Source organism: Streptomyces sp. NPDC050997, assembly GCF_040660135.1.
Lineage (GTDB): Bacteria > Actinomycetota > Actinomycetes > Streptomycetales > Streptomycetaceae > Streptomyces.
The window spans coordinates 98,267-112,041 of sequence record NZ_JBFAGK010000011.1; the positions used below are offsets into that span (position 1 = coordinate 98,267).

A 13,775-nucleotide genomic window follows, 5' to 3' on the forward strand; every position below is an offset into this window, starting at 1 on the left:
GTGGCAGCAGACGGAGTGGAGGCGATGCCGACGACCTCGACCTGAACACCCCACGCTTTCCGCCTTGGTGGTGTGCCGCCTTATGCTATTTGGCCGCTGGGGGCCGAAGGGGCCACGCGCTCTAAAGCGGATGTCGCAGGTTCCAATCCTGCCAAGCCACAGAGAAACACCAGGCCAAAGTCCCTTTCGCCCAGACTGCGGAGGGGCCTGTGCGCTTATACAACCCGTGCACCGCACGCAGAGGCGTAGGAGCTGTCACAGGCCGTGGGCGCACGCACCCTAAGGCCCTCTCGACGGTGGGTGACGTTGCGCTTACCGTGTGTCGAGTTGGATACCGGGACAGTGCTGGCCTCTGGGGGCGGGATGCAGCGCAGGGACGGGTTTCGGCGGATCGTCAGCGAGTTTGGTGCGACGTGCAAGCAGGCATTGCTGCATGGGCAGAAGGAAGCCGCGATACGTCGCGCCGTGGAGACGCTTCTCGTCGACGCGGCGAGCGCGTTGGGGCTGCAGGCCGTCCTGCATGCCGAGGTAGCGATCGCCACGCACCGAATCCGCCCTGACCTGGCAGTGCGGATCGGAAAGTCACCGCGCAACATCGTCGGCTACGTCGAGCTGAAGAGCCCGGATAAAAACGTGATCCATCCCGGCGGGCTGAACCAACGCGACCGCCGACAGTGGGAGGGCATGGCGAAGCTCCCCAACTTGATCTACACCAATGGACAAACCTGGATCATGTACCGCTCAGGTCGACAACACGGCGACACCATTCATTTTGAAGGCGATCTGCGTACCGCCGGCTCTCGCTTGCGACTACCGACAGGCAGCGAGGCCGCTTTCGAAGCGATGCTGACCGCGTTCTTCAGCTGGCAACCGTATCCGCTGACGTCGATGCGGGAGGTGGTCGCCCATGTGGCCCCCCTGTGCACTCTCCTGCGTGATGCCGTCCATGACCGGCTCGACGCCGAGGCCAGTCTCCCACGCCACCGGCGTCCATTCACCGACCTAGCCTCCACCCTTGAAGTCGATCTGTTTCCCACGACCGATGACCGTGACAAACGTGCGGCCTTCGCCGACCGCTACGCCCAATCCGTCACCTTCGCCCTCCTGCTCGCCAGTTCAGACACCGCCGATGGCCACGACAGCGCGCTGGCCAAGCTGAGCCTGCATGAGGTCGGTCGGCGTCTGGGGGCGGAGCACTCCGTCATGGGGCGCGCGCTGCAGATCCTCACCGACCAGGTCGAGGGAGATTTTCGCGACAGCCTCGACATGCTCGTTCGCGTCATAGATGCCATCGACTGGCGGAATGCCCTGGCCGACGAACCCGGGTTCCACATCCACCTTTACGAACACTTCCTGCAGGAGTACGACGCCGACCTCCGCAAGGACTCCGGCACCTACTACACCCCAGCACCGCTGATGGAGGAGATGATCCGCCTTGTTGACGAGGTGTTGATCACCACGCTGGGTTGCACGGACGGCTTCGCCGACCCCGGTGTGTCCATTATCGACCCGGCCATGGGCACCGGCACCTTCCTCACGGGCATCATCGACCTCGTCGCCCGCAAGCAATCAGAGGGCGGCAACGATGGATTCCGCGCCGAATCCGTGCAAGAACTCGCAGGCCGGCTGATCGGCTTCGAAAAGCAGATGGGCGCCTTCGCCGTAGCTCAAATGCGCGTCGGGCAGATGCTGCGTTCCCTCAATGCACGGGTCCGGCTGCGCGACATGCGCCTACATCTAGCCGACACTCTCGCCGACCCTTGGCGGCCAAGTGAGCTCTTCACCCGCTACGGCGCCCTGTGGGGTCCCTTACGTGACGACGCAGAAGCCGCCAGCACCATTCAGCGCGACGAACGCATCACCGTCGTCATCGGCAACCCTCCCCACCGCGAACAGGCAGAGGGCCAGGGTGGATGGATCGAGAACGGCTCACCAGACCGAGGCGCCCCGCCCCTGGACGCCTTCCGGTTACGCGGTGCGGCAGGCGTGTACGAGAACAAGCTGAAGAGCCTGTGCACCTACTTCTGGCGCTGGGCCACCCACAAAGTCTTCGACCAGCACGACGGCCACCGTCACGGCGTCGTGTGCTTCGTCAGCACCGGCGGCTTCATCCGCGGCGCAGGCTTCCAGGGTATGCGCTCCTACTTGCGGCGCACCTGCACCGAGGGCTGGGTCATCGACCTCACACCCGAGACCAAAAGGCCCCCACTCAACAGCCGCTTCTTCCCTGGAGTCCAGCAGGAGTTAGCCATCGCCATCTTCGTCCGCCAGCAAGGTGAGCGACAAGACGAACTGGCCCCCGTCCACTACGCGGCCGTCCACGGCACCCGCCAGAACAAAGAAGAGCAACTGCACGACCTGCACATCAACGGTCCCGGCTGGCGCACTTCACGGCCTGTCGAGGCTGTCCCTTTCACGCCCGCCTCCCATAGTGGTTGGGACACCTTCCCCGCCCTCACCGACCTCATGCCCTGGTGCAAACCTGGCATCAAGCCCAACCGGAACTGGGTCATCAGCCCCTCAAAAACTATCCTGCGCCGACGTTGGAACCGCCTCATCCAAGAACGCGACCCTGCTACGAAGCGGGAATTGTTCAAAGAAACCCGCGACCGCGCCCTGGACAAACAAGCCCTCCAGATCCCCGGTCACCCCCACCCGCCGACTCTCCTCCGCGTCGAGCAAGGCTGCTGTCCTGCCCCGATACGCATCGCCCGTCGAGCACTGGATCGCCAGTGGCTCATACCCGACGGCCGTGTCATCGACTTCTCCCGACCCGAGCTGTGGCATGCCGTCATCGACGGCCAGGTCTTCGTCGTCGAACAGCACACTCAGCGTCTGCAGACCGGCCCAGCACTGCTTTTCACCGCCCTGGTTCCTGACAACGACTACTTCAAGGGAAACGGCGGCCGTGTCCTGCCACTCATGCACGCCGATCGCACCCCCAACATCACCCCAGGGCTGTTACACCATCTCGCCAACTCCTACGGACTCCAAGAAGTCCTCCCCGAGGACCTGATCGCCTACATCGCCGCCGTCACCGCCCACCCCGCCTTCACCGAGCGCTACGCGGAAGACCTCAACTCCCTTGGTGTACGCATACCCTTGACCGCAGATGGTGCCTTTTGGCAGGAGGCCATCGGCCTGGGGCGCCACATCCTGTGGGCCTCCACCTTCGGCACACACTGCATCAACCCTGACGACGGTCGCCCGGCAGGGACAACAAACTGGTTCAGACGTATACACCCCGAAATCATGTACGCCCGTGAAGTCGCGCCTGACACGCTCCCTTCCACCATCACCTACGACAGCCCCAACGAGCACCTAGTCATTGAGGGCGGCATTTTCACCGGTGTCACGCCACGGATGCGCAGCTACACGACCGGCGGCCGCAACGTACTCGACAGCTGGCTCGCCTACCGCAGCAACCGCGCCGCCGGCAAAATCACCAGCGAACTGGACCGCGAGCGTCCTGAGCACTGGGAGCACGACTGGAGCCGGGAACTCGTCGAAATCCTCGCCGTACTCAGCCACCTCACTGCCCTGGAACCGCAGCAGGCGGAGCTACTCAACCGCATCGTCGTCGCCCCCCTGATCGATGTCGCTGAACTCACCCGCCGCCGCATCCTCCCCGTACCCGAGCACGCCAAGGGCGCTCACATCGGCCCGGACAACGCATTCCTCCCCGGCATGGAAACTATCGATGGCCAACCGCCAGGGCCTGTCGACCCCCTGACGCTCCCCAGCGACTCCCCAGGCGCCGCACTACCAGAGCCGCACTCATCCGTGCGTCCTAGACCACGTGCTCGACGGCGCCGCGGCCCGGCCTGATCAGCGCCTGATGCTGTTCGGCAGGATGCCGATGGCCGGGACGTCGAGCTTCACGGCTCGACGGTGGCGCTGGAAGTGGAGCTGCAGCGCCGAGTCGAGGAACTGCCGGCGCAGGATCAGAATCCGGAGAGTCAGCGATGTGGTGTGGCTGGATGCCCGCACAGTTCATGCCGGGCGGCCGGACTGACGCAGGGCTCGATCGGCCTGGTCGCCTCGCCCTGAACCACGACGGCGATGACAGCCGCGGGTGCGCCGCCCCGAGCGGGCAGCGCGTCCGTGCGGCCGGTCCAGGTGTCCGGGCCCTGGCCGCGGATGCCGCGCAGGGCGACCTCACCAGTGGGTTCGAAGAGAAGGTCGACATCTCGGGCGCCGCGGGACAGGCCGCGGCCCGTCGCCTTGACCGCCGCCTCCAGGAGCGTCCACGCGGGGAGGAACGACTTGGGGTCGGCGGCGGTCGGAAGATGGGGATAGACGGTGGCGAGAACGTCCAGGGGACTCGGCACCGGACGCTGCCTCTCGATGTCCACGCCGAGGGGCCCGCTGTCGGACGCTCCGAGCAGCAGCAGGCCCTCCGAACGCGACCAGCTGATGTGCAGCCCCGCGTGGTCCGGCAGATACGGCTTGCCGCCCGGCAGATACGCGATGCGCAGCCCAGCCGGCGGAACGCGCAGCCGCTCCCCCAGAAGATGGCGCACGGCCAGCCGGGAACGCAGGAAACGGCGTGCCGGGAGCGGGTGCGCGAACTGGGCGCCGCGCCGCCGCTCCGCCTCCGTGAGGGCACCCTCATCTGCCCAGTCCGGTTCGTTCGCGTCCAGGTCCACCAGCCACGTCCGCACGCGACCGCTCCCTCCCTACAGGCTGAAGACCTGTGTCCGTGACAGCGCCGGATCCCCGGGGCGTACGTGCAGCTCACCGCGATCGGGCAGCAGAACGACGGCGGCGACGGTGCGTTCGGCGCGGATGTCTCCCCGGTCCGGTACGCGGATCGGGGACTGTGACAACAGGGCGAAGTGCTCCTCCGGGCCTGCGCCGGGGGGCAGTTCGCCGAGTCCGGCCGTGGCCGCCTTCAGCCTGCGGACCGACGAATTGCGGGCGAAGACGTTGATCTCGTCACCCGGTACGAAATCGGGGTGCAGGAAGTGGTTCGTGTGGGCCACCTCCGTGTCCTCGATGGTCCTGAGCTCGTCCCCGAGGACCTCCACGCAGACGGCGCGGTCCCGGTCGCACAGCACGAGCGTGCGGGAGCTGGCGAGCGGCAGGGTGCGCAGGATCTCCAGGGCCTCGGTGACGTCCCGTGCCGTGTCCAGGAGATGACGGATCGCGAGGTAGGGCGGCACCCCTGGGCGCCACTCGCCGCCCAGGACCAGGTTGAGGCCGACCGCGAGGCCGTCGCTGTTGAGGCCCAGATAGCCGAGCAGGCCACCGAAGCTGAGGACGAGCGAGCGGCGTGCCGAGTCACCGCGGGCGATCTCCAGGACGCCGATGTAGTCGTCGAGGTCGCCGTTGAGGTCGATGGTCTGCGCGAGCACCGGAGAGCTGCGGGCAGTACGGGCGTACGTCGTGCAGTCGCCCGCGGTCGGCACCTTGCGATAGCCCATGATCTCCCGGCGCAACTGGAGCAGCCACGCCTCGTCCTCGGTGATCCGGGCGCCGGACGCGAGGCCCGCGATCTCCTCCGCCTGGTCCGGCAGGGCCGCCGCGACCGCCGCCCGGTAGGCGGCGATCGACGGCAGCAGTGCGTCCTGGGTGACCGGCTCCGGCATGACCTTGTTCAGGCGGCACAGCGAGTCGTCGAGGAACGTACGCAGCGGACCGGCGAGGGCCTCGCCATGAGCGCGTCCGACAGCGAAGGGGTCACCGGACGCGCGGATGAAGGGTATGCCCCCGCCGGCGGTCATCCGACGGTGTCCAGCTGGGAGACCTTCGGCTTGGTGGCGAGCTCCTGCTGCACGCGCGGCCATTCGGCGCGCAGCACGCTGTAGAAGATCGCGTCGCGGCGGCGGCCGCCGGGCATGTAGTTGAAGCTGCGCAGGGTGCCTTCCTCGACAGCCCCGATGTTGCGCAGGCCGCGACGGGCCTGGGTGTTGAGGATGTCGGTCTTGAACTCGACCCGCTCGGCACCGAGCGTGTCGAAGGCGTGTTCCAGCAGCAGGTATTTGGCCCAGCGGTTGATGCCGCGGCCTCGGAAGTCACGGCCCAGCCAGGACCAGCCGATCTCCAGGCGGGCGTCGGCCTCGGCCATGTTGCCGTAGCTCATGCTGCCCGCGACGCGGCCGCTCGCCTTGTCGGTGATGACGTAGACGACGCGGCGGCCGGCCGCCTGGTCGGCGAGGCAGGTGTCGAAGAACGTCTCGAAGTCGGCGTCGGTCTCCACGGCGGAGACGAAGTAGCGCCAGATGTCGGGGTCCATGGCCACGGCCCGTACGTTCTCACGGTCCGCCTCGGTGACCGGTCGCAGCAGGACGTGTTCGTTCTCCAGGACCGCTGCCGCGTTCTGTGCCCAGGTCATGGTCAGGCCACCTTGTTCGTGTGTCGGGTCAGCGCCTCGGCGACGCTGCGCAGGGTGTTCATCTCGGCGAGATCGTGTTCGGTGAAGTTGGCGAGGTCGACGTCGGTCGCCTCGCACACCTCGGTCAGGAAGAGGACCTTGTTGAGGGAGGTGAGGCCGTAGGTGCCGGCCATGTCCGCGTCGAGGTCGAGGTCGTCGGCGCCGACGGGCGGGTTGAGCACCGCGGAGAGATTGTCCCTGGCCGCGCTTTCGATGTCAGACCGCATGGATGCCTTCCTTGCTGTTGTGGATCTCGGCCCGGTAGGCCTCAAGGATCTGCTTGCGTTTCGGCTTGTACTGGGAGGTGAGCAGGCCGCCTTCGATGCTGAACGGAGTCTCGGTGACGACCACCCTGCTGATCTGTTCGTCCTTGGTCAACGAGGCGTTGGTCAGGGCGAGTTGGGCCGTGATGGCGTCGCGGTCGGCGGGTACGTCGGCCGGGGAGACGACGGCGACCAGGTCGGTCTGCGTGGGGCAGAACAGGACGCACTCGGTGATGGCCGGGCTGGTGCGCATGCTCTCCTCGATCGGCCGGACGACGACCTTCTTGCCGTTGTCCAGGACGATGACGTCGTCGGCCCGGCCACGGATGAAGAGGAAGCCGTCGTCGTCGACGTACCCGAGGTCACCGGTGCGTACGGTGCCGTCGGGGCCGAAGACCCGCTCGGAGTCGCCGGGGGCGGCGTACGTGTAGCCGTAGCCCACGGGGTGATCGCTGCGGACGCTGATGACGCCGTCCTCTCCGACCAGCACCTCCTTGCCCCGCAGAACCTGGCCGACGCTGCCCGCACGGCTGGCGCCCGGGTGGTTCTTGGTGACGATGCAGGTTTCGTTGAGCCCGTAGCCCTCGTAGATGGGCAGCCCGGCCTCGGTGAAGAAGTTCAGCGTCGTCGCGGCGGCGGGCGCGGAGCCGGTCCACAGGTAGCGGATGCGGTCGCCGAACATGCGGGCGGCGGCCTGTTCGAGGGTCTGGGTGCCGTCCGAGCGGCGCAGCCGTGCCTCGATCTGGCGCTTGGCCGTCTCGTAGAAGGCGGGTACGCCCATGACGACGGTGGGCCGGGTGCGGCGCAGCGCCGCGAAGGCCGCCTCGTAGGTGCTGATGGTGACGTCGTGGCCGTGGACGAGCGCGGAGTAGATCCAGTAGCGCTGCTGGAGCAGTGACAGCGGCAGGAAGACGAACAGGTCGTCCCCCGGCTTGTGTTCGAAGAGCTCCTGCACCGCGGACAGTGAGCTGTCGATGCTGCCGACGGTCGCGGCCAGGCCCTTGGGGGCACCGGTGCTGCCCGAGGTGAACTTGATGGTCGTCACGTCGCGCGGTGCCCAGGTGACCGCGGGCAGCGGCTCGGTGTCCGCGTCGTCCGGTTCCTCGGCGAGAGCGCGGACCTCGCTGATCGGCACGGTTTTGGGGGCGTGCGTCTCCCGGTCGGTGAACAGCAGCGTGACGCCGTAGCGCTCGGTGAGCCGGTCGTCGGGGTCGAACTTTCCGGGTTCAAAACCTGCCGTCTCGGCCTTCAGGAGCAGTGCGGCGAGGTCGAGCAGCACCCACTCCAGGCTGTTGGCGGCCAGGATGCCGATCCGGTCGCCCGGTCCGATACCGCGGGCCCGCAGCCGTCGGGCCAGCCGGCCGGCCATCGCGTACAGCTCCGGCAGGTCGACGCTGTGCGTGCCGTCGAGCCGGGCGAAGGCGATGCGGCCGCCGACCGGTGCGTGGGTGACGACGTGTTGGATCGTCGAGTGGTCGGTCACTGGTCCTCCTGTCGGGGGGTGAGGGCGGTGGCCATCGCCCTGACGGTGTCCATGTCGGCGAACATGTCGAGCGGGATGGTGACGCCGAACCGCTTGCGGACGGCGGTGAGGATGCGGGCGGCCGCGATGGAGTCGCCGCCGAGAGCGCCCAGGCTGTCGTGGACGCCGACCTGTGCGCCGCGCAGCACCTGGGACCAGATCTCGACGAGGGCCTTCTCGGTGTCCGTCGCGGGTTCGCCGCCGCCCGGCGCGTCGGCGGCACGCGCCGTGTCCTCGACCGGGACGTCGGCGAGCTTGCCCCTGTCGACCTTGCCGTTCTTGGTCAGCGGCAGTTCCTCGTGCCAGATCACGGCTGTGGGGACCATGTAGTCGGGCAGGTCGCGGCGCAGGGCGTCGCGCAGTTCGGCGACGCCGGGCCGCCGCTCGCCGGCCGGCACCAGGTGGGCCACCAGGCGGTCGCCCTGGGCGCCGGGGCGACCGGCGACGACGGCCTTGGCCACGGCGTCGACGGCGACCAGCCGGGTCTCGACCTCGCCGGCCTCGATGCGGTAGCCGTTGACCTTGATCTGGAAGTCACTGCGGCCCAGGATCGCGATACTGCCGTCGGGCAGATAGCGGCCCAGGTCTCCGGTGCGGTAGAGGCGTTCGCCGCGGCGGCCGTCGTGGCGGAACCGCTCGGAGGTGCGCGCCTCGTCGCCCCAGTAGCCGCGGGCCAGGCCGGCACCAGCCGCGCAGATCTCGCCGGTCACCCAGTCGGGACAGTCCAGCCCGTCCCGGTCGACCACATAGGCGCGGTTGTTGGCGTTCGGGCGGCCGTAGGGAATGGACTCGCTGCCGTCCTCGTCCTTGCCGACGGGGTGCAGGATGTTCCAGATCGTCGTCTCGGTGGGCCCGCCGAGCGAGATCACATCCACGTCGGGCTTGAGCCGGCGCAGCGCGGCCGGCAGGGCCGGCGGGACGCGGTCGCCGCTCATCATCACCAGGCGCAGCGCGGGCGGGACGGTGCCGTCGGCGACCGCCTGGTCGTGCAGCAGGGAGACGATGGCGGGCACCGAGTTCCAGACGGTGACCCCGGCGCTCTCGCACAGTTCCAGCCAGTGGGCGGGGTCGACGGCTCGGTCCCGGTCGGGCATCACCAGGGCCGCGCCGGCCGACAGCGCGCCGAAGACGTCCCACACCGACAGGTCGAAGTTGAACGCGCTGATGGCGAAGAACCGGTCTTCGGGCGCGATACCGAATCGCTGGTGGCAGTCGGCCACGACGTTGGTGACATTGCGGTGGCTGACCATGACGCCCTTGGGCTCACCCGTGGTGCCGGAGGTGTAGAGCACATAGGCGAGGTCGTCGGGGCCGGCCCCCGGCAGCGGGCCCGGCAGGTCCGCCGTCCCGTCGGTGACCTCGGCGGCGTCGGTGATGTCGAGGTGCAGTACCCGCCGTTCGCCCTCGGTGTCCTGCCAGCCGGTGTTGGTGAGCACGTGGCGTACCCGGCCGTCGCGCAGCATGTAGTTCTGCCGCTCGGCGGGCAGCGCCGCGTCGACGGGCAGATAGGCGGCGCCTGCCAGCGCGGTGGCGAGGATGCCGACGATCTGCTCGGGCCCCCGGCTCATCACCAGGCCGACCAGCTCGTTGCGGCCGACGTTCCCCGCGCGCAGCCGGGCTGCCGCCGCGGTGGCGCGACGCAGCAGTTCGCCGTAGCTGACCTGCCGTCCTGAGGTGATGACGGCGGGCGCGTCCGGGGTGCGTTCGGCCTGGGCTCGGATCGCGTCGCCCAGCATGGTCTCGGGCAGGGGCGCGGCGGTGTCGTTGGCCTCGCGGCGCCGCTCACGCTGGGCCTCGGGCAGCAGGTCGAAGGTGTTGCGCTGCCAGGCGGCCTCGTCGATGAGCGTGTCGAGGAGCGTGCGGTAGCCCTGGGCGAGGTCGTCGAGCAGGCCCTCGGGGAACAGCTCGTCGACGCCGTCGAGTTGGACGACGAGCCCGCCGTGCTGTTCCATCGCGAACGCGTTGAGCCACACCTGGGGGGTCTGGCTGACGGTGAACACCTCCGGCCCGAACAGCTCCAGCGCGGAGCCGTCGATGTCGCCGCCCACATGACCGATCGCGCTGTTGAACGTGAACGGCATCCGGGCGCCGGCCACGCCGCCGCGCCGCCGCGCCAGTTCCTGCATGACGTCGCTGCCGGAGAAGTGCCGGTGGTCGAGGTCGCGCCGCAGCCGGGTCTGCAGGGCGCGGGCCCGCTCCTCGAAGGTGCGGGCCCGGTCGACCTCGATCTCGACGAGCATGGTGTCGGAGAAACTGCCGATGGCCTGGAAGACCCGGGGGTGTATGGGCGGGCGGTTGGCCACCGTGGTGTTGATGGTGAACCGCGGGCCGCCGCCCCAGGTGGCCAGCGTCTCGGCGTAGGCGGCGAGCAGCAGCGCCGAGGGGGTGAGTCCCGCGTGGGAGGCCCGCTCCTTCAGCGCGGTCCACGCCCGTTCGTCCAGGCGTACCTGTCGCTGGGAGAAGCGGGTGTGGGTCAGCGCGGACGGGCTGGTGCGCAGCGGCAGGTCCGGGTGCGGGGCGAGGTCGTCGACCCGCCCGAGCCAGTACTGGCGCGAGCGGTGGGCGGGGGCCCGGTCGCGGGCGGACTCCAGCGCCGCGACGTACTCCGCGTACGGCAGCTCGTTGGGCGCGCCCTCGTCGGTGCCGTCGCGGTAGCGCTGCCACCATGCGTGGAAGAACAGGAACATGCTGATGCCATCCATGATCAGCCCGTCGTGGCTGACGTGGAGGACCATGCGGTCGTCGGCGAGGATGGTCACCTCGGCGGCGATCAGCGGCACCTGGTCGGCGGCGAGCACCCGGTGAGAGCGTTGCTCGCGCAGTTCGCGGCGGATCCGGCGCTGTTCCTCGGGGCTCTCCCGGCGCAGGTCGAGACGGGGGATCCGGGGTCGGTACTGGCGGAACTCGGTGATCTGACGGTCGTCGCCGACGAAGCGGGAGCGCAGGCCGCTGTGCGCGTCCACGACCGCTTCCAGCGCTGACTCCAGGCGATCGACGTCCCACACGCCTTCGATCTCGTGATAGACGTGGCTGGCCACGTCGCCGATCTCGAAGATGCCGCTGCGGCCCAGCAGATAGGCGCGCTGGAGATTGGTGAGCGGGAAGCCCGGCCCGTGTCGCTCCTCCTCGGCGAGGTGGGCGATCAGTTCGTCCTTCACGCTCTTGATCCGGGCGATGAACGCGGGGTCCATGCGCTCGCGGCCGCCCTGGAGCCGCAGGTCGTTGCCGGACAGGGCGACGGACAGGCCGCGGGTTTCGATCTCGTGCAACACCTCGCGGTAGCTCATCGGACGTTCGCCTCCGCGAGCGGTTCCACGGCTGCGGGCTCGGCGCGCTCCTCGATGATCGTGGCGAGGGTGTCGATGTCGTGGCTGCCGAGGAGTTCCTCGACGCTGACGTCCACGTCGAGGGCTTCGAGGACCTGGTACTGGAGGGTGACTGCCTGCAGGGAGCTGGTGTTCAGCTGGCTGAGGCTGCGGTCGCGGACCACCTCGTCGTCAGGGAGCTGGAGCACGGCCCGCACGAGGCCGCTCAGCCACGGCGCCAGCCGCGGGCCGGTCGGGCTGGCGGCCGCCGGGATCGGCGTCGGGCGGAAGAAGACGGCGTCCGCGAGGCTGATCCCGCTGCCGGGGGCGACGAGTTCGACGGTGCGCGGCCAGGTGCCCGGCTCGGGCATGCCGAGCGTGTCGGCAAGGTGCGCGGCGAAGCGCGGCATGACGGGGGCCGCGGCGTGGGCGAGGAGGCGGGCGGCGGCCAGTTCCAGGGCTATGGCGGTACGGGCCTCGTTCTCCCAGCCCGCGGTGTCGGCGAGGAGCGACTCCTGGCGGGTGAAGCGCAGGGTGTCTCTCACGATGCCGTCGAGTTCGGCGGCGGCCTGGTTGAGGGAGAAGCCGTCGGAGCTCAGGGCGCCGGTGACCGCGGCGAGGCGGGCGCCGAGCCGCCCGAGGAAGGCGGAGTGCTCGGGTGTCCAGTTGCCGGCGTCCGGGGCCGTGCCTCCGTAGTGCTTGGCGATCCGCGAGCCGAGGTCGTTCAGCCAGGTCTGCCAGGTGCCGATGAGGGTGTCGGTCAGGGCCGACTCGTAGGCCGCGCGCTGGAAGTTGGTGCGCGTCCCCTCGGGACGGGTGGCGGCGAGGAAGTACCGGACGGAGTCGACGGATTCGGGGCTGAGGATGTCCTTGCCCCAGACGGCGTGCCGCCGGCTGGTGGAGAACTTGCTGCCTTCCAGCAGGTAGAACTCGTTGACGTGGTAGTCGATGTCCGGTGTCCAGCCCGGGAACGCGAGCCGGTACAGGGCCGGGTAGAGCACCGAGTGGTAGAAGCTGTTGTCGTAGCCGAAGAAGTGGACGATCTTCCAGTCCTGACGGGGCTCGGCCGCATGCCAGTTCTCGCCCAGGCGGGAGCCGAGAGCCTGGATGCCGTGCAGGAAGCCGTACGACATCTCCGGCCACACCCAGATGACCTGGCCGTCCACGTCCTTCTCAGCCGGGGGGACGCCCCAGGAGGAGGGGTGGGTGAGGGGGATGTTCAAACTCGGGCGGCTGAAGAGCCGGTCGGCGAGTTCCCGCAGTCGCGCCGGGACCCGGCCGAGGTGGTGGTGGGCGGCGATGTCGCCCTGAAAGGTGTGCAGGGGCAGCATCCACCGGGCCATCGGGCCGCGACGGGGGGCCGCGGCCGAAGCGGTGGAGGCGGGCTCGGCGAGATCCGTGACGGTGTTGGGCTCGCCGCACTCCTCGCAGATATTGCCGCTGGTGCCCGAACCGCAGCCGGGGCAGCGGCCCTTGACGTCGACCTCGTAGAGGTACTGGCCGCTCTCCGCGTCGAAGAGCGCGTCGGCCTCGGTGACCTCGACCGTGCCGGAGGAGACGACACGGGAGAAGAAGTCCTTCAGCCCGCCCCGGTAGTCGGGGTCGTCGTTGGTGACGGTGTACTGGTCGGGCGTGATGTCCATCAGCGCGAGGGTCGCGGCTATCTCGGCGCTGTAGTGAGCCGCGGTCTCGGCGGGTTCGCGGCCCTCGGCGCGGGCGGCGGCCGGCACATAGCTCTGGTAGTCGTCGCTGCCGGTCAGGTGCCAGGCGTTGGTGCCGTTCATCCGCTGGTGCCGGACGAAGACGTCGGCACCGAGGTAGGGGCCGGAGAGGTGGCCGAGGTGGAGATCGCCGTTGGGGGTGGGCGGGGTGGAGAAGACGAAGACCGGCCGCTCGCCGAAGGACTTGCGCTCGGTGTTGTGCGCGGAGGCCAGGGCGCGTCCGGCGTCGCGCCAGTACTGGGTGAGGAAGACGAGATCCTCGTCGCCGGTGTTCTCCAGGACGTGGGACTCGAAGGGCTCGAAGAGCGCCACCGTGCCGGGGGCGGCCGGGTGGCGCCGCCCGTCGACGATGAACTCGCCACGGCCCGCGACGATCACGAAGAACTCGGTCTCGTCGTGCTGATGGCTGTCGGAGGCCCGGCCGGGGGCGACACGTCCCCAGCCGGCGCCCGTGCCGAGGCCCTCGATGCTGCTCATGTCGATGCCGAAGGCCTCGGAGAGTGCGGTGTCGTCGTACGTGTTGATGATCACGCCGCGTCCTTTCGCTGGGACGGAAGCTTCAGTGGGACTTCAGGGGACTTCAGGGGA

Annotated in this window: 8 protein-coding genes; 1 reads left to right on the forward strand and 7 read right to left on the reverse strand. The window is 69.0% G+C overall.

All coding sequences use genetic code 11. The annotated features are described in order from the left end of the window. Positions 1-363: 363 nt before the first annotated feature. On the forward strand, positions 364-3,828 hold the full coding sequence (locus AB0H86_RS24870) for a type ISP restriction/modification enzyme (RefSeq protein WP_362442727.1): 3,465 nt from the start codon (positions 364-366) through the stop codon (positions 3,826-3,828). Between the two features lie 131 nt (positions 3,829-3,959). Here AB0H86_RS24870 and AB0H86_RS24875 read toward each other — a convergent pair whose 3' ends face one another. The 7 genes from AB0H86_RS24875 to AB0H86_RS24905 are packed head-to-tail and all read right to left on the reverse strand — an operon-like array spanning position 3,960 to position 13,718. Then, a complete protein-coding gene (locus tag AB0H86_RS24875; RefSeq protein ID WP_362442730.1) occupies positions 3,960-4,664 on the reverse strand; it encodes a 4'-phosphopantetheinyl transferase superfamily protein in 705 nt (234 codons plus the stop codon). Positions 4,665-4,679: 15 nt separating this feature from the next. Then, positions 4,680-5,726, reverse strand: coding sequence for a C45 family peptidase (locus tag AB0H86_RS24880; RefSeq protein ID WP_362442733.1), 1,047 nt, complete (start codon positions 5,724-5,726; stop codon positions 4,680-4,682). After that, positions 5,723-6,337, reverse strand: a complete 615-nt coding sequence (locus tag AB0H86_RS24885; protein WP_362442736.1) for a GNAT family N-acetyltransferase — start codon at positions 6,335-6,337, stop codon at positions 5,723-5,725. The genes AB0H86_RS24880 and AB0H86_RS24885 overlap by 4 nt, the downstream gene beginning before the upstream one ends. A 2-nt stretch (positions 6,338-6,339) precedes the next feature. Next, on the reverse strand, positions 6,340-6,603 hold the full coding sequence (locus AB0H86_RS24890) for an acyl carrier protein (protein WP_362442739.1): 264 nt from the start codon (positions 6,601-6,603) through the stop codon (positions 6,340-6,342). After that, a complete protein-coding gene (locus AB0H86_RS24895; protein ID WP_362442742.1) occupies positions 6,593-8,122 on the reverse strand; it encodes an AMP-binding protein in 1,530 nt (509 codons plus the stop codon). Before AB0H86_RS24895 ends, AB0H86_RS24890 begins: the two co-directional genes overlap by 11 nt. Beyond that, positions 8,119-11,448 carry an amino acid adenylation domain-containing protein gene (locus AB0H86_RS24900; protein WP_362442745.1) on the reverse strand — a complete coding sequence of 1,110 codons (3,330 nt, stop codon included), beginning with the start codon at positions 11,446-11,448 and terminating at the stop codon, positions 8,119-8,121. Before AB0H86_RS24900 ends, AB0H86_RS24895 begins: the two co-directional genes overlap by 4 nt. After that, positions 11,445-13,718, reverse strand: a complete 2,274-nt coding sequence (locus AB0H86_RS24905) for a class I tRNA ligase family protein (protein ID WP_362442748.1) — start codon at positions 13,716-13,718, stop codon at positions 11,445-11,447. Before AB0H86_RS24905 ends, AB0H86_RS24900 begins: the two co-directional genes overlap by 4 nt. Between the last annotated feature and the right edge of the window lie 57 nt (positions 13,719-13,775).